Source organism: Flavobacterium flabelliforme (assembly GCF_017948675.1).
Taxonomy (GTDB): Bacteria; Bacteroidota; Bacteroidia; order Flavobacteriales; family Flavobacteriaceae; genus Flavobacterium; species Flavobacterium pygoscelis.
Genome location: NZ_JAGFBU010000001.1, coordinates 1,077,603 through 1,092,580 on the forward strand (window position 1 = coordinate 1,077,603; position 14,978 = coordinate 1,092,580).

Here is a 14,978-nt window from a genome sequence, read left to right on the forward strand (position 1 = left end):
TTTAGTTAATTAATATATTTTCTCTTGGATATTCGTAGAACTGATGGTTCAATCTACGCAATAATCCCACCATAAGGTTGAGCATTCCAATACGACCAATAAACATCGTTAATATCAAAACATATTTACTGGGTTCGGTAATTGTTGGCGTAAAATTGATACTTGATCCTACTGTGCTATAAGCCGAAAAACATTCAAAAGCAACTGTTAATATCGATGTCCCTTCTGGCTCAAAAATTAATACCGCCATTATGGATAGTCCAATTGTTAATAATGAAATGGATAGAATGGCAAAAGCACGTGAGGTAGAATCGGCTGATATCCTACGACCAAACAATTGAATTCTACTTTTTCCTCTAGCAACGGCAACAATATTTAATGTGGCTAAGGCAAAGGTACTTGTTTTAATTCCACCTGCTGTTGAAGCTGGCGAACCACCAATCCACATTAAAAAAATAATAAAAAGCAACGATGGAACACCCATTTCGGCATAATCAGTTGCACTAAAACCAGCTGTTCTAGGAGAAACAGCATTAAAAGCTGCTGCTGTTATTTTTCCAAAAATAGTATTGTGTTGTAATAAAGTATGGTTGTATTCTGAAATGAACAGAAAAACAGAACCTCCTATTAGTAAAAGCAAGGTGGTATAAATTACGATTCTGGTGTTTAGCGTGATGATTCTCACTTTTTTGTGAATAATCTTTTTATTAAACAATTCAAAAATGTAAGTTTTAAAATAATGAAAAGAATTGAACACGATATTATGACCTAATCCTCCTAGAATAATCATTAACATCAATATCCACTGCAAGTAATAATTAAAACGAACAGTCGAATTTAAAATTCCACCGGGTAAAGTAGAAAATCCAGCATTACAAAAAGCGGAGATAGAGTGAAATAATGAAAAATATATTTTATTGGTAATAATAACATTATCGATAACCGAAAAATAAATAAATACAGCTCCTGCCAACTCTACTGCCAAAGTAAAAATCACCACATTTAGCGCCGCTCTAAAAACATCTTTTAAGCCTTCATTTGCAATAAAATCTCTGGTATTTAAGCCTTCCTTAAAAGAAGAACTTCCTCTAAAAAAAAAAGCAAAAAAAGAAGTGAATGTAAGAATGCCAATTCCACCTAATTGAATGAGAACAATAATTATAGATTGTCCTACTAAAGTAAAATCTACGGCTGTGTCTACTACGGTTAATCCCGTTACACAAACTGCAGATGTTGCTGTAAAAAGTGCATTGGTAAAGGTAATTCCGCTGTTGGTAGCACTAGGAAGTATTAATAAAAAAGCCCCTATTAAAACTAATATCATAAAACTACCCACAAAAACGATAGCAGGATTAAAGTAGATATCATAAATATGACGCACAAAAACCATTAACCGGAGTAAGAAGTAAAAAATCAAACCTCCTTCTAAAACTGGTTTGACTTTTTGTAAAATATAAGGAGTAGAAAAATTACTGTTCAACAACCAAATTACACCACAGACAAAGAAAAGAACAGTGAGTAAAATCATATTGATTAAAACTACTCTCTTATTACTTTTGAACGTATAATTAAAGTATTTAAAAGCATTAAATCCTAATAAACCAATCGAAAGAATAATTAATCCTACAACATGAGGGGTGTTATAGTTATCCTGAAAATCATACCCGAAATCGAATACAATAAAAAGCAATACAATTATATCAAAAAAGCGATATAAGTAATTGAGTAAGGATTCTTTCTTCATATTGAAATAAAATTACTTTTTTAAATCGTTACGAATACTTTGCATTAAACTAATTCCTCCGTTCTCTAAAACTTCTTTAGCGGCTTTGTATCCTAATTTTTTCCATTCTTCTAATGGAACTGTTTTATTTACTTCGATTTTTTGTTTTCCGTCAAGAGAGAATAATACTCCTTTAAAGATTATGTCATCTTCTTGCATTACTGCTAAAGCTCCTATTGGCGCTGTACAACCACCTTCTAAAGTTTTAAGAAATTGTCTTTCAATGTGCGTACACACTTCGGTTTCGATATCATTTAATTCAGCCGCTGCATCTCTACAAAACGCATCATTTGCCATGGCAACAATAACCATAGCTCCTTGTGCTGGTGCGGGAATCATCCAATCAAGATTTATAAAATTTGAAGGTTTCAAGTTGATGCGTTCTAATCCTGCTGCGGCAAAAACGGCTCCATTCCAATTATTATCTTCTAGTTTTTTCATCCTAGTATTTACGTTTCCACGCAAATCTACTACTGTATGATTGGGATATCTATTGAACCATTGCGCTTGACGACGCAAACTACCTGTTGCAATTGTTCCTGCTGTATCAAGAAAATCAAGATTACCTTTATGAACCAAGATATCGAGTGTATTGGCTCTCTCTAAAACGGCTGCTTGCACAATACCTATTGGCAATGCCGTAGGAACATCTTTCATAGAATGCACCGCAATATCAACTTGACCGTTGATCATAGCAATGTCTAATGTTTTGGTAAAAATTCCTGTGATTCCTAATTCGTAGAGCGGTTTGTCAAGAAGAATGTCTCCTTGAGATTTTACTGCAGTAATTTCAGTTTTATACCCTAAATCATTTAGTTTTTTTTCAACTGTGTGGGCTTGCCAAAGTGCGAGTTCACTATCTCGGGTTCCTATGCGTATTGTTTTTTCGACCACTTTTATTTTATTTTTACACCAATCTGTATTCGTACTTCAAAGCATTTTCAATGTGTTAAACTACGAAAAATATTTATCTTGTTCTAACTGAAATACTTTTTCTATCCATTCAATACCCTCATCCATTGATTCTCCATCCTTTAGATGATTCACAAAATGCTTGGTGATCTTTTGAATGATTCTATTGCTGATCATTTCAGCCTGTTCTTCATGAAAATTAGGTGTTTTTTTTCTTTGAAAGTTAAGTTCCCCATCTTTAATAGCGTTTAATTTTTCCTTTAAAGCCTGAATTGTAGGAGCAAATTTTCGGTTTTTATTCCAAGAGATAAAGTCTTCCTTAATTTCTTCGATTATAGCTTCCGCTTGCGGAATATGTTGCTTTCTGTTTTCTAAGGTTTCATCTGTAATCTTAGCCAACTGATCCATGTGTATTAAAGTTACTCCTTCAATATCATTCACATTTTCGTTTACATTTTTAGGAATAGATAAATCTAAAATAAGCAAAGGCTTTTTTAAATTCAAAATAGTTTTGTCGATAGTAGGATTTTGTGCTCCGGTAGCCACAACCACTACATCTGCTTTTTGCAATTCAAGTTGCAAATCAGCATAATCTTTTACTACAACATTCAGTTTTCTAGCTAATTTTTCCGCTTTATCTTTGGTACGATTAATTAATGTAATCTGACTGTGTTTGGTATGTTTTACTAAATTCTCGCAGGTATTTCTTCCTATTTTTCCTGTTCCAAAAAGTAATATATTTTTATTAGCAATGTCTTCTACATTTTTAAAAATATATTGAACAGAAGCAAACGACACCGAAGTTGCTCCAGAGGAAATATCAGTTTGAGTTTTTATTCTTTTACTGGCTTGTATCACCGAGTTTACTAAACGATCCATAAAGGTGTTTATTAAACCGTTGGATTTACTTAAATTAAAAGCATTTTTTATTTGACTGATAATTTCAAAATCGCCTAAAATCTGACTATCTAATCCAGTTCCTACACGAAACATATGATTAATGGCTTCTTGATTTTTATAAATGTAAGCGACCTCTTGAAATTCCTCTACAGAACCGTTACTGTTTTCACAAAGTAATTTTATTAATTCGTAAGGATGTTTAGCAAAACCATAAATTTCGGTTCTATTACAGGTTGAAGTAACGATCAAAGATTCTATTCCCTCAGCCTCTGCTTGAATCAATAAGATAGCCTGTGCTTTGGCATCTAAACTAAATTTACCTCTAATTGTTGCGTCAGCTTTTTTGTAACTTAAACCTAAAGCATAAAAAGTGCTGTTTCTGGACATATTGAATTTTTCCATATTATACTTTTCTTAAAAAAGTTCTACAAAATTATTGTTAACTATTTTATAAAAACAACGCTGTAAGTGCTTTTTGTATCGCTAAGGGAAATTTTGATTCAAAATAGTAATTACAAAACAGATTTTATCTGAAAATAGAGTGAATTCAAGGTTATTATGGCTTATTATATAGATTAGTTCTAAATAAGCCTTTGCGTTTTTTTATTAATTTTTAAATAAAAACATCGCTTAGAGTTCTTCAAAATAATGTTAACATCTTTTTTAAGCATTATTTTGAAAGTAGATGATCTGTCTGGTAAAAAATTAAAGTAGCTTATATAAATCCGTTTGATTTTTTTTCAACAGTTGCGTTTATAAAACATCGAGAAAAATTTACTGATTTAAAAATCTAACGAATTAATAACTCGCTAATAAAACATAAGCCTAAAATACTTAGTAATAAAAACGCTATCCAAGCGGAATAGCGTTTTTAATCAAAGAAAAATATTATTTCTGAACGGTTGGTTTTCTGATAGACTCTAATACAACAACGATGTCTTTGTACAACTCTGTATCCGATTTAACTCCGTTAGCAACTGCTGCTGCACCAACATAACCTTCAAATTTAGTAAAATCAGCATCACTTGCTTTTGTTCCCATACGTGGGTTTTTAGCGGGGTCATGCGTAGCGACCATATTCATACCTGAATAGGTATTTACTGCATTTGTTCCTCCTGTATTAAAAGAGAAAAAATCAGTTAAATTATCAACCAATACAGCTAATTTAGTAGTGTTTCCTGCTCCTACTTCTGTTAATAATGGCGCAAAGTGAGCTCCTAAATTTCCAGTAGCGTTACTCTGAACATCTGCTACTATAAGTCCAACTGTTGAATTTACCACTTTACGGAAAGACATTCGACCACCTTCAATCATTTGTCCTGGCATGTCTGGATCAGCTACCATTTTTGATCCACCAAGGCGCTCATAAATAGTTGCTTTAACCATTGGTGTTGCCGGAACATCGTCATCATTACTACAAGAAGTAAAAGCTGCAGAGGCTACGAATAATACACTAAGTGTAATTTTTGAATAATTTTTCATAAGAATTGTGTTTAAAGGGTTAATTAAAAAATCTATTTATCTTTTGTGATATTTTGTAAGTCATACTATTTTGGTCAATAGGACATACTTCTTTATTAGCCAAACCAGCGGGTAATACAAATTGGTTTGCTTCATAAGGCCTTTTAGTCATGAGTTCATCATAAACCTTTTGAGAATTCGTAATTTTGTTATTGTGAAAATAAACGACCACATTTCTTTTTACAATAATAGAATCAGAAGTCAAACCTTTTATCGTTCTTAAATCAGCACAAATTTCTTTTGCTCTAACCGAATCGATATTCGATTTAAAATCAATTCTGCTTATTTGTAAATTTGGAGAATCATATACTGCTGGTTTAGCGGTAACAATGTGAAAAACAAGAATGGCTACAAATAATACTGCAATTATTGCAATACCTTGAAGTACTCTTTTAATTAATTTGTTTGTGGATTTCATAATAATGGGTTTTGCAATTATTTACGGGCAATTAGAAGTCTTGGTTTGATTTAAGATGAAATTCAAGCTATTTAGATTAAATTTAAATAGTTTTAATATCTTAAAAAGCAGTATTTACTGCGGTTCAATAAGAATAATATGTCACTGTACAACAGTACTATGATCCATTTTAAACTCTTCTAAAGTTTCGTCATAACTTAACAGCCGCCCTTTAATTATAAAAACTTTTCCCGACTCCAGATTGGCAGGCAAGTTTTTAGTAAAGAAGGCATACAATTTATTATCAAGCACAGCTACATTATTCGCTTGATCTATATTCGTAACCACAGCAACTAATTCAATGGTTTGACCTAAATACTTAGTTCGAGCAAGGCTATCATTAGCAATAAACTCTAGTTGAAGTACAGATATATCTAAAGAATAAATAGCTTCCGCATTTTTAAAACTCTTATCCTTTTTATAGATGAAGTAATAAGCAGAAAACGAGATTATTAAGAAAATAAAAAATGCGAACAGTGATTTTTTGAACATGTTATAGTTTTTGTTTAACGTTTAGTTTATCTACGTTAAAAACGAAACATTGGATTTATAGTCTTGAACCTAACATTCCTAAAACTAAAGCAAGAGTTTAATCGTAAGTGCATGGGAAGCTTGTTGCTTATTTATAGCAATTAATTGAATCAATTGCGAGTAGTATAATGATAAATAAAGTCATACTGAGATGAACTGAGTTTTAAAATAACATCCTCAAAAATTAAAGATTTTATAAATTTAGAGTGAAGTAAAGGTTTAACCATGAAAAAGATTTAATTTTGAAGGTCGATATGGTATCAGTTAACAATAATTGACGCTATTACATTGAATTAAAAAAATCAAAAAGATGGAAGAAGAAATAAAGATTGACGATGATTTCATTTTAATTCGTTTTCAAAACAACTCAGATGAGGTTGCAGTATTTCAACGACCAGTACAATTGGGCTTGATTCAATTTCATTTTGGATTAAAAGGAAATGCTAACTTTAATTTTAATCAAGGAAATTACAGTTTAAAACTCAAAGAAGAAAAAGCATTATTGTTTTATAACACCGAGAAAGAATTGCCTTTACATGTTGAAATTGCTCCAAAAACTTGGTTGATTTCTATATTTGTTTCAATCAAAAAATTTCACGGGCTTTTTACTAGTGATGCCGAAAACATTCCTTTTTTAAGCAAAGAAAATAAAGAAAAAAAATATTATAACGAGACTGATATTAGTCCGTCAATGGCAATTGTATTGAATCAAATGTTTCATTATAATTTAAATCCTTCGATAAAAAACCTGTATTATAAAGGCAAAGGATATGAATTATTAAGCTTATACTTTAATAGAACTGAAGATCCAAATGCAGAGCAATGCCCTTTTTTGATTGATGAGGAAAATGTATTAAAAATTCGAAAAGCCAAAGAAATCATTATCGCAAATATGGCCGAACCACCCGGATTACAAGAATTAGCAGATGAAATTGGTTTGAATTTGAAAAAACTAAAAATGGGTTTTAAGCAAATTTATGGCGATACCGTTTACGGATTTCTATTTGATTATAAAATGGATTACGCCCGTAAATTATTAGATAGCGGCTCTTACAATGTAAACGAAGTAGGACTAAAAATAGGATACAGTACCGGAAGTCACTTTATTGCAGCTTTTAAAAAGAAATTTGCCACTACACCAAAAAAATATTTAATGTCTATAAACACCAATGTGTAAAAATACGATTGGTTTTAAGCATAATAGAATAAGTAAAAACTAACATTTATCATACTTCTAAGAAGGTTCTTGAAGTACTTTTGAAGAAAATAAAACAGAAACAATGAAAGGCGTATTATTAGTAAATCTAGGATCTCCAGAAAGTCCAACTCCAAAAGATGTAAAACCGTATTTAGACGAATTTTTAATGGATAAATACGTTATTGATGTTCCGTTTTTATTAAGAGCATTATTAGTTCGTGGAATCATACTTCAAACCAGACCTAAAAAATCTGCTGCAGCTTATGCAAAAATATGGTGGGACGAGGGTTCGCCTTTAGTCGTTATTTCTAAAAGAATGCACGAGAAAGTAAAACAATTAGTTGATGTGCCAGTTGCATTATCGATGCGTTACGGAAATCCTTCTTTGCTGTCTGGCTTACAAGAATTGCATGACAAAGGTGTAAATGAAGTACTGCTTTTTCCGTTGTACCCGCAACACGCAATGGCTTCTACGACAACGATTTTAGAACTTGCTGAAGATTTACGTAAAAAACATTTCCCGGAAATGAAATTTACTATTGTTCCTGCATTTTACAACAAACCAGATTACATCAAGAATCTTGCTGATTCGATCAAAGGCCACTTACAAGGTTTTGATTATGATCATTTGTTATTTTCGTATCACGGAATTCCAGAACGTCACATTCGCAAAACAGATATTACTAAATCACACTGTAAAATAGATGGTTCTTGCTGCAACACGCCTTCACCAGCCCATGAGTTTTGCTACCGTCATCAATGTTACGAAACTACTAAACAAGTCGTAAAATTATTGGGTATTCCTGAGGGAAAATATAGTCAAACTTTTCAATCGCGTTTAGCGGGTGACAAATGGCTTACGCCTTATACTGACGTAGAAGTGAATAAAATGCCCGAAAAAGGAATTAAAAAACTTGCTGTTGTTACTCCTGCTTTCGTATCGGATTGCTTAGAAACTTTAGAAGAAATTGCGATGGAAGCCAATCATGAATTTAAAGTTCATGGTGGAGAAGAGTTTCTAGCGATTCCTTGTTTAAATGATAGTGATGAATGGTGCGCCACTGTAGGTAATTGGATCACAACTTGGTCAAACACCCCTGTTGCTGTCACTGCTAACACTGAAAAAACAAACGCATAAATGGCTGTTACCGCCGATGATTTAGGAACTCAAGACATTAAAAAACTGCTTATAAAACAAGCAGTTCCATCGTCTATTGGTGTTTTGTTTATGTCAGTCAATATTTTGATTGACACCATTTTCGTTGGACAATGGATTGGATCTTTGGCCATTGCGGCGGTAACAATAGTTTTACCCATCACCTTTTTGATTTCTTCCTTAGGAATGGCGATTGGCGTAGGTGGCGGCTCGGTACTTTCGAGAGCATTAGGCGCCAATCATAAAGAAAAGGCTAAAAATACTTTTGCAAATCAAATAATGATGACGCTTTTATTGTCGTCAATTTTTGTTTTTTTAGGTCTTTTTTTTAGCGACGAAATGTTAGCCCTTTTTGGAGCAAAAGGAGCAATTATTCAACCTGCACGAGAATTCTTTTTCCCTATTATTATATCAGTGCCTTTTTTAGCGCTTTGCATGATGGGAAACAACATTATTCGCGCCGAAGGGAAAGCTAAATTTGCAATGGTAGCCATGATTGTACCAGCATTTGTTAATATAGGTTTAGACATACTTTTTATTAAATATTTAAACTTAGGCATGTTTGGCGCTGCAATGGCAACAGCCATTTCTTATTTTAGTTGTTTTTTATTTGTGCTTTGGTTCTTTATTTTTAAAAGTGAATTAAAGCTAAAAATGAAGCATTTTAAATTTAAGATGCCAATTGTAAAAGAAATCTCAGAGTTAAGTTTCGTCACTTTTTCAAGACAAGGTGTTGTCAGTGTTTTATCTATATTATTAAACCATACTTTATATTCCTATGGAGGAGAACATTCTGTTGCTATTTACGGAATTATAAGCAGAATGTTGATGTTTGCTTTGTTTCCTATATTAGGCATTACACAAGGTTTTTTGCCTATTGCAGGATATAACTATGGTGCCGGATATTATGAAAGAGTCAAGGAGAGTGTATCCCTTTCTATAAAATATGCGGCTATTTTAGCCACTCTTATTTTTGTAGTTATTTTAATTTTTGCAAAACCCATCACTGCAGTTTTCACTACAGACGCCCTTGTCATTGCTCAAACGCCAAATGCCTTGCGATGGGTATTTGCAGCTTCGCCCATAATTGCGATTCAATTGATAGGCGCTGCATATTTTCAAGCTGCGGGGAAAGCCAAAAAGGCATTGCTTTTAACATTGAGCAAACAAGGATTTTTCTTAATTCCTTTGGTGCTGATACTACCAAATTTTTTAGGTATTTTTGGAGTCTGGATTGCATTCCCAATAGCCGATATACTTTCCACTTTATTGACCGGTTATTTTCTAAAAAAAGAAATGAACACCAAATTAATTCACACCAACGATGGAATATTATAATTACCTCAAATCCTTACACCTTATCTTTGTAATTACCTGGTTTGCTGGTTTATTTTATATCGTTCGCCTATTTGTTTACCAAATCGAAGCCGATCAAAAACCATCACCTGAAAAAGAAATATTACAAAAACAATACAAAATAATGACCTATAGATTGTGGTATATTATCACTTGGCCATCGGCTGTTTTAGCGAGTATTTTTGCTTTTTGGATGTTAATATTTACAGATTTAGGTCAAGCTTGGTTAAAAATGCCTTGGATGCATGTCAAATTATGCTTCGTCTTTTTATTGTATTTGTACCACTGGAAATGTCATTTAATATTCAAAGATTTACAAAATAACAAAGTAAAATATAGCAATACTTTTATGCGTTTGTGGAATGAAGGTGCTACAATAATTCTATTTGCAGTCGTTTTTTTGGTAGTTTTAAAAAATGCTGTAAACTGGATTTATGGTGTGATAGGTATTTTTGCCTTTTCAGTTTTAATTATGCTTGGATTTAAATTTTACAAAAAAATAAGGGAAAGAAATCAATCTTAATATGATTAAAAGTTTTAAAATAGCAACATTTTCATTACGTATAAGGATTTTCCTTTCGATGATTGTATTGATATTAATGGCTTCTGTTATCTTGGCTTCTATTTCGATCATTCAGTTCAAGAATGAAGCAAAAGTTTACCACCAACAACGATTAGAAAGAAATGAAAATGCAGTAAAACAGCACATCAATTTTATCCTTTCGACTACTACTTATCCTCTTACTACTGGCAATTTAGACTTGATCTTCAAAGATAAAATTCATGAATTAGCCCACATTCACAACGTCGAAATTAATATTTACAGTTTAGACGGAAAGCTATTAAAGTCATCCAAAGAATCATTTTCTGTTGATAAAGTAGCTCCTCCAATACCCAAATATATTTTAAAACTAGTTCGCTCCTCCATTGAAAAAAGATATGTAGACATTAAAACCATTGACGGAAAAAAGAATCGTTCTGCTTTTAGCCAAATAAAAGATGATAAATTCAAACCATTGGGAATTTTAAATTTACCCTATGTAGAGGATGACGGTTACTATGAAAACGAATTAAATAGTTTTCTAATTCGGTTGGGTCAAGTCTATTCCTTCATGCTAATTATGGCTTTTGCATTAGCCTATTTCCTTTCTTCCTACATCACAAAATCACTAAAAACCATTTCCGACAAATTAAGTGAAACGAGTTTAAGTCAAAAAAATGAGAAAATCGTTTTAGAAGCCAGCAGCAAAGAGATAAACCTTTTGATAAACTCATATAACGGTATGGTAGATGAGTTAGAGAAAAGTGCCTTAAAACTTGCACAAAGCGAACGCGAAGAAGCTTGGCGCGAAATGGCCAAACAAGTGGCACATGAAATCAAGAATCCGCTTACGCCAATGCGACTCACGGTACAGAGTTTTCAGAGAAAATTTGATCCCAATGATCCAAGTGTCAAACAAAAAATGAATGATTACTCCGAGACTCTAATTCAACAAATTGATACAATGACTGCTGTAGCTTCGGCATTCTCGAACTTTGCCTCGATGCCAGCACAGCAAAATGAGACCTTGAATGTTGTTGAGGTTGTCGAGCTTGCCATGGATATTTTTAATGAAGAGTACATAGAAGTCATTAGTGAAGTACCCAAAATTATATCCGTAATTGATCGTACCCAACTGATCCGAATTATAACCAATTTGGCTAAAAATGCCATACAATCCATTCCAGAACAACAAGATGAAAAATCGGTTATTGTTCGCATTAAAAAAGAAAACAATAATGTATTAATCACTTTTACAGACAACGGAATTGGAATTCAACCCAAAGATATTGCTCGCATATTCGAGCCAAAATTTACCACTAAAAGCAGTGGAATGGGTCTTGGTTTGGGAATTATAAAAAACATTATCGAAAATTATAAAGGAACAATTACCTTTGAAACTCAATTTGGAAAAGGAACTACATTTACGGTTTCCTTACCTATTATTAACACCTAAAACTAGCGGCATGAACTACGAAAACATCTTAATTACTATTGAAAATAATATTGCTACCATTACAATTAATCGTCCAACAAAGCTAAATGCTCTAAATGTTGCTACGATAAATGATTTGCACAAAGCTTTTAAAAAGTTAGACAAAAACATTGAAATTCAAGTTATTATTTTGACAGGAAGTGGCGAAAAAGCTTTCGTTGCTGGAGCAGACATCTCTGAATTTGCCCACTATTCGATCGAGGAAGGAACAAAATTGGCAGCTGAAGGACAAGAAAAATTATTTGACTTTGTTGAAAATTTAAAAACACCTGTAATCGCAGCAGTAAATGGTTTTGCCTTAGGTGGCGGATTAGAATTGGCTATGGCCTGTCATTTTAGAATAGCATCAGATAATGCAAAAATGGGATTGCCAGAAGTTTCATTAGGTGTCATTCCAGGATATGGAGGAACACAGCGTTTGCCTCAATTAATAGGAAAAGGTCGTGCCATGGAAATGATTATGACTGCAGGAATGCTTACTGCAGATGATGCCTACCGTACAGGTCTTGTAAATCACGTAGTACCTCAAGCAGAACTTTTAACTTTTTGCAACGATATAGCAAGTAAAATATTAAAAAATTCTCCTTATGCTATTGGCAAAGCAATAAAAGCAATTAATGCTAATTTCAAAGAAGGCAAAAATGGTTATGAAACCGAAATTAAAGCCTTTGGAAAATGTTTTGGAACTCAAGATTTCAAAGAAGGTACCACCGCATTTCTAGAGAAAAGAAAAGCCGTATTTACTGGGAAGTAAGAACTAAAAGAGAGCCAAATAGGCTCTCTTTTTATTTAAATTAAGTTTCTTTAAAATAATCTCACTCCAAAAACATATTGTTTGATCTACAAAACCTAATTTTGTGATCCCGTTTTGTAATTTTACACCACATACTAAATACAATAATATGTCCTACCAACCTATATTTGCCCAATTTTGGGAAAAAGTTAAAGAAAGTATTCAAAATAAAACCTATGCTAAATTAACATTAGCCAAAACAATTGGTGATACTGATTTGAAAAATATCTATGTTCGTCCGGTTTTATTAGAGAATGATGTTTTTGCACTTTCGCTTACCGCAAAATACAAAACCGAAGAAATAGAATCGACGCACACTATAGACGAAGCCTTTATGGTATTGGCTCCGTACATGAATAATCCGTTTTTGACCGCCTTATTATTTACCACTGAAAATGATATTACTTTTAAGCTAAATAAGAAAAGAGTAGGAACTATTGTAGAACAAGCACCAACTTTTAAAAATGCTTCAGATGTAATTCTTGAAATGAAGGAAAAAGGGATTCAGATTTAAGATTCTGGATTAACGATTGCTGATTTTTGATTTTAAAATCAGCAATCCAAAAAATCTGAAATCTAAAATCGTTATTCCACGATCTCAAATCTTACTTCTCTCCTTCCCACTCTGCATAAAACTCAGACAAAAAACCTTCCATATAACGGTGTCTTGCTTTTGCAATTTCCTTACCCGTTTCCGTATTCATTTTATCTTTCAAAAGGAATAATTTTTCATAAAAATGATTAATGGTCGGTGAATCATTCTTTTTGTATTCTTCTTTAGTCATTTTTGTATTTGGAGCAATCTTAGGATCATAGATCGTTCTGTTTTTAAATCCACCGTAATTAAACATCCTAGCGATTCCTATAGCGCCTATGGCATCTAGACGGTCTGCATCTTGAACGATATCTAATTCTTTTGAAGTAAACTGCTTTTCGAAATTTCCTCCTTTAAAAGAGATGTTTTCGATAATATGGATCACATGAGTTATTATTTCTTGATCCACTTCTTGCGACTCTAAAAATTCACGCGCTATCTTTGGACCTATAGTCTCATCGCCATCATGAAATTTACTATCCGCAATATCATGAAGCAACGCTCCTAATTGAACTATCGTAGCATTGCAAACTTCATTTTTAGAAATTAATATTGCATTTCTGTAAACTCTTTCTATGTGAAACCAATCGTGTCCGCCTTCGGCATTTTCTAGTTTTGCTTTGACGAAAGAAATGGTTTTACTTATCAAATCAGACTTTATCATTATTTATTTATAATTAAAAAAAATGTTGAACTTTAAAGTCAGTACTTCAAAATCCAACATTTTGTTTTTATTTAGAACTTCAAAATTTATCTTAAAACAGCAGGTTCAACCCATTTAAAAATATGAGATTCCTGCGGAATTACTAATCTTTCAGAAATTTTAGCCATTCTACCTGGTAATTTCATCAGATAATCTCTTGCTTTTTCTGCTTCATCTGTAAGACCACCTATTTTATCAATTTCCCATTTATCGATTAATTTTTGCATAATATCAACATAATCAGAAGCAGTATAAACACCAATTCGTTGAGCGGAATCAGAAAATTGTTCAAAAGCAGTGCTTATTTTTTCCCCTGATTCTCTTAAGAAATGCGCAGGCATGACGATTTTAGCTTTCATCATATATTGAAAAGCAAGCATCATTTCGCTAGGATCTACCTGAAAAATACGGTTTACAAATTCACTATATGCGTGATGATGACGCATTTCGTCACCTGCAATCATTTTACACATTTTTGACAATTTATTATCACCATATTTTTTAGCCATTTGTGCTACTCTGTTGTGAGAAACATAGGTTGCTAATTCTTGAAAACTAGTGTAAACAAAATTTTTGTAAGGATCTCTACCGGTTCCAATATCGAAACCATCGTTAATCAGATGTTGGGTAGTCATTTCTACTTCGCGCATGTTTACACGACCAGACAAGTATAAATATTTGTTCAGTACATCTCCATGACGATTTTCCTCTCCTGTCCATTGTCTGATCCATTTAGACCAACCATTTCTTTCGACATTATCAACCCCTTCTACATCCATCAACCAAGATTCGTAAGTTGGTAATGCTTCTTCGGTAATGGTATCACCAACTAAAGTTACCCAAAAATCGTATGGTAAATCTTTTGCAATTTCACGTAGTTCTGTCACCTCATCAAAAAAAGTATCGCTTTGAGAATTAGGCAAAAAATCGGTTGGTTGCCATATTTTTTCTACTGGAATAAGATACTGATCGACAAAGCTCTCTACGTTTTTTTCTAAAAACTGCATTACTTCTAATCGAATGTTTTTTATTGACAT

15 protein-coding genes are annotated in these 14,978 nt (G+C 32.8%); 7 read left to right on the plus strand and 8 right to left on the minus strand.

Annotated features, from left to right (window positions below):
* Position 1: 1 nt before the first annotated feature.
* From J3S90_RS04760 to J3S90_RS04785, 6 genes are all read right to left on the minus strand, one after another.
* The gene (locus tag J3S90_RS04760) at positions 2 to 1,744 is read right to left on the minus strand and encodes a TrkH family potassium uptake protein (protein ID WP_188049224.1); all 1,743 of its coding nucleotides are present in this window, start codon (positions 1,742 to 1,744) and stop codon (positions 2 to 4) included.
* A 12-nt stretch (positions 1,745 to 1,756) separates the two neighbouring features.
* Positions 1,757 to 2,677: a hydroxymethylbilane synthase gene (gene hemC, locus J3S90_RS04765; RefSeq protein WP_210645081.1), complete on the minus strand. Its 921-nt coding sequence runs from the start codon at positions 2,675 to 2,677 to the stop codon at positions 1,757 to 1,759.
* A gap of 60 nt (positions 2,678 to 2,737) precedes the next feature.
* A complete protein-coding gene (hemA, locus tag J3S90_RS04770) occupies positions 2,738 to 3,997 on the minus strand; it encodes a glutamyl-tRNA reductase (RefSeq protein WP_210645083.1) in 1,260 nt (419 codons plus the stop codon).
* Positions 3,998 to 4,483: 486 nt separating this feature from the next.
* Positions 4,484 to 5,077, minus strand: coding sequence for a globin family protein (locus J3S90_RS04775; RefSeq protein ID WP_210645085.1), 594 nt, complete (start codon positions 5,075 to 5,077; stop codon positions 4,484 to 4,486).
* 19 nt (positions 5,078 to 5,096) lie between these two features.
* The gene (locus J3S90_RS04780; protein ID WP_188049228.1) at positions 5,097 to 5,534 is read right to left on the minus strand and encodes a hypothetical protein; all 438 of its coding nucleotides are present in this window, start codon (positions 5,532 to 5,534) and stop codon (positions 5,097 to 5,099) included.
* Between the two features lie 141 nt (positions 5,535 to 5,675).
* Positions 5,676 to 6,065 (minus strand): hypothetical protein, encoded by a 390-nt coding sequence (locus tag J3S90_RS04785; protein ID WP_210645087.1) that lies wholly within the window; start codon positions 6,063 to 6,065, stop codon positions 5,676 to 5,678.
* 349 nt (positions 6,066 to 6,414) lie between these two features.
* Between J3S90_RS04785 and J3S90_RS04790 the strand changes: the two genes are divergently transcribed.
* The 7 genes from J3S90_RS04790 to J3S90_RS04820 all read left to right on the plus strand — a co-directional run bounded on the left by J3S90_RS04790 (position 6,415) and on the right by J3S90_RS04820 (position 13,157).
* Positions 6,415 to 7,281, plus strand: coding sequence for a helix-turn-helix domain-containing protein (locus J3S90_RS04790; protein ID WP_210645089.1), 867 nt, complete (start codon positions 6,415 to 6,417; stop codon positions 7,279 to 7,281).
* A gap of 103 nt (positions 7,282 to 7,384) precedes the next feature.
* On the plus strand, positions 7,385 to 8,440 hold the full coding sequence (hemH, locus tag J3S90_RS04795) for a ferrochelatase (RefSeq protein ID WP_210645091.1): 1,056 nt from the start codon (positions 7,385 to 7,387) through the stop codon (positions 8,438 to 8,440).
* Positions 8,441 to 9,796, plus strand: a complete 1,356-nt coding sequence (locus J3S90_RS04800) for an MATE family efflux transporter (RefSeq protein WP_188049232.1) — start codon at positions 8,441 to 8,443, stop codon at positions 9,794 to 9,796.
* Positions 9,783 to 10,337 (plus strand): CopD family protein, encoded by a 555-nt coding sequence (locus J3S90_RS04805; protein WP_210645093.1) that lies wholly within the window; start codon positions 9,783 to 9,785, stop codon positions 10,335 to 10,337. Before J3S90_RS04800 ends, J3S90_RS04805 begins: the two co-directional genes overlap by 14 nt.
* Before the next feature lie 58 nt (positions 10,338 to 10,395).
* Positions 10,396 to 11,811 carry a sensor histidine kinase gene (locus J3S90_RS04810; RefSeq protein WP_188049508.1) on the plus strand — a complete coding sequence of 472 codons (1,416 nt, stop codon included), beginning with the start codon at positions 10,396 to 10,398 and terminating at the stop codon, positions 11,809 to 11,811.
* A gap of 10 nt (positions 11,812 to 11,821) precedes the next feature.
* On the plus strand, positions 11,822 to 12,604 hold the full coding sequence (locus tag J3S90_RS04815; RefSeq protein ID WP_188049234.1) for an enoyl-CoA hydratase/isomerase family protein: 783 nt from the start codon (positions 11,822 to 11,824) through the stop codon (positions 12,602 to 12,604).
* Positions 12,605 to 12,752: 148 nt separating this feature from the next.
* Positions 12,753 to 13,157, plus strand: coding sequence for a hypothetical protein (locus tag J3S90_RS04820; RefSeq protein WP_210645095.1), 405 nt, complete (start codon positions 12,753 to 12,755; stop codon positions 13,155 to 13,157).
* Between the two features lie 91 nt (positions 13,158 to 13,248).
* Here J3S90_RS04820 and J3S90_RS04825 read toward each other — a convergent pair whose 3' ends face one another.
* Together J3S90_RS04825 and J3S90_RS04830 are read right to left on the minus strand one after the other, a co-directional pair.
* Positions 13,249 to 13,902 carry an HD domain-containing protein gene (locus tag J3S90_RS04825; RefSeq protein ID WP_210645097.1) on the minus strand — a complete coding sequence of 218 codons (654 nt, stop codon included), beginning with the start codon at positions 13,900 to 13,902 and terminating at the stop codon, positions 13,249 to 13,251.
* An 86-nt stretch (positions 13,903 to 13,988) separates the two neighbouring features.
* Positions 13,989 to 14,978 (minus strand): acyl-ACP desaturase, encoded by a 990-nt coding sequence (locus J3S90_RS04830; RefSeq protein ID WP_210645099.1) that lies wholly within the window; start codon positions 14,976 to 14,978, stop codon positions 13,989 to 13,991.

What these genes read in the sequence shown, in the direction of transcription:
- J3S90_RS04790 (WP_210645089.1), top strand. Translation starts at nt 6,415, where the DNA reads ATGGAAGAAGAAATAAAGATTGACGATGATTTCATTTTAATTCGTTTT.
- J3S90_RS04805 (WP_210645093.1), top strand. Translation starts at nt 9,783, where the DNA reads ATGGAATATTATAATTACCTCAAATCCTTACACCTTATCTTTGTAATT.
- J3S90_RS04780 (WP_188049228.1), bottom strand. Translation starts at nt 5,534, where the DNA reads ATGAAATCCACAAACAAATTAATTAAAAGAGTACTTCAAGGTATTGCA.
- hemA (WP_210645083.1), bottom strand. Translation starts at nt 3,997, where the DNA reads ATGGAAAAATTCAATATGTCCAGAAACAGCACTTTTTATGCTTTAGGT.
- J3S90_RS04830 (WP_210645099.1), bottom strand. Translation starts at nt 14,978, where the DNA reads ATGTCAATAAAAAACATTCGATTAGAAGTAATGCAGTTTTTAGAAAAA.
- J3S90_RS04825 (WP_210645097.1), bottom strand. Translation starts at nt 13,902, where the DNA reads ATGATAAAGTCTGATTTGATAAGTAAAACCATTTCTTTCGTCAAAGCA.
- J3S90_RS04785 (WP_210645087.1), bottom strand. Translation starts at nt 6,065, where the DNA reads ATGTTCAAAAAATCACTGTTCGCATTTTTTATTTTCTTAATAATCTCG.
- J3S90_RS04820 (WP_210645095.1), top strand. Translation starts at nt 12,753, where the DNA reads ATGTCCTACCAACCTATATTTGCCCAATTTTGGGAAAAAGTTAAAGAA.
- J3S90_RS04815 (WP_188049234.1), top strand. Translation starts at nt 11,822, where the DNA reads ATGAACTACGAAAACATCTTAATTACTATTGAAAATAATATTGCTACC.
- J3S90_RS04810 (WP_188049508.1), top strand. Translation starts at nt 10,396, where the DNA reads ATGATTGTATTGATATTAATGGCTTCTGTTATCTTGGCTTCTATTTCG.
- J3S90_RS04760 (WP_188049224.1), bottom strand. Translation starts at nt 1,744, where the DNA reads ATGAAGAAAGAATCCTTACTCAATTACTTATATCGCTTTTTTGATATA.
- hemH (WP_210645091.1), top strand. Translation starts at nt 7,385, where the DNA reads ATGAAAGGCGTATTATTAGTAAATCTAGGATCTCCAGAAAGTCCAACT.
- J3S90_RS04775 (WP_210645085.1), bottom strand. Translation starts at nt 5,077, where the DNA reads ATGAAAAATTATTCAAAAATTACACTTAGTGTATTATTCGTAGCCTCT.
- J3S90_RS04800 (WP_188049232.1), top strand. Translation starts at nt 8,441, where the DNA reads ATGGCTGTTACCGCCGATGATTTAGGAACTCAAGACATTAAAAAACTG.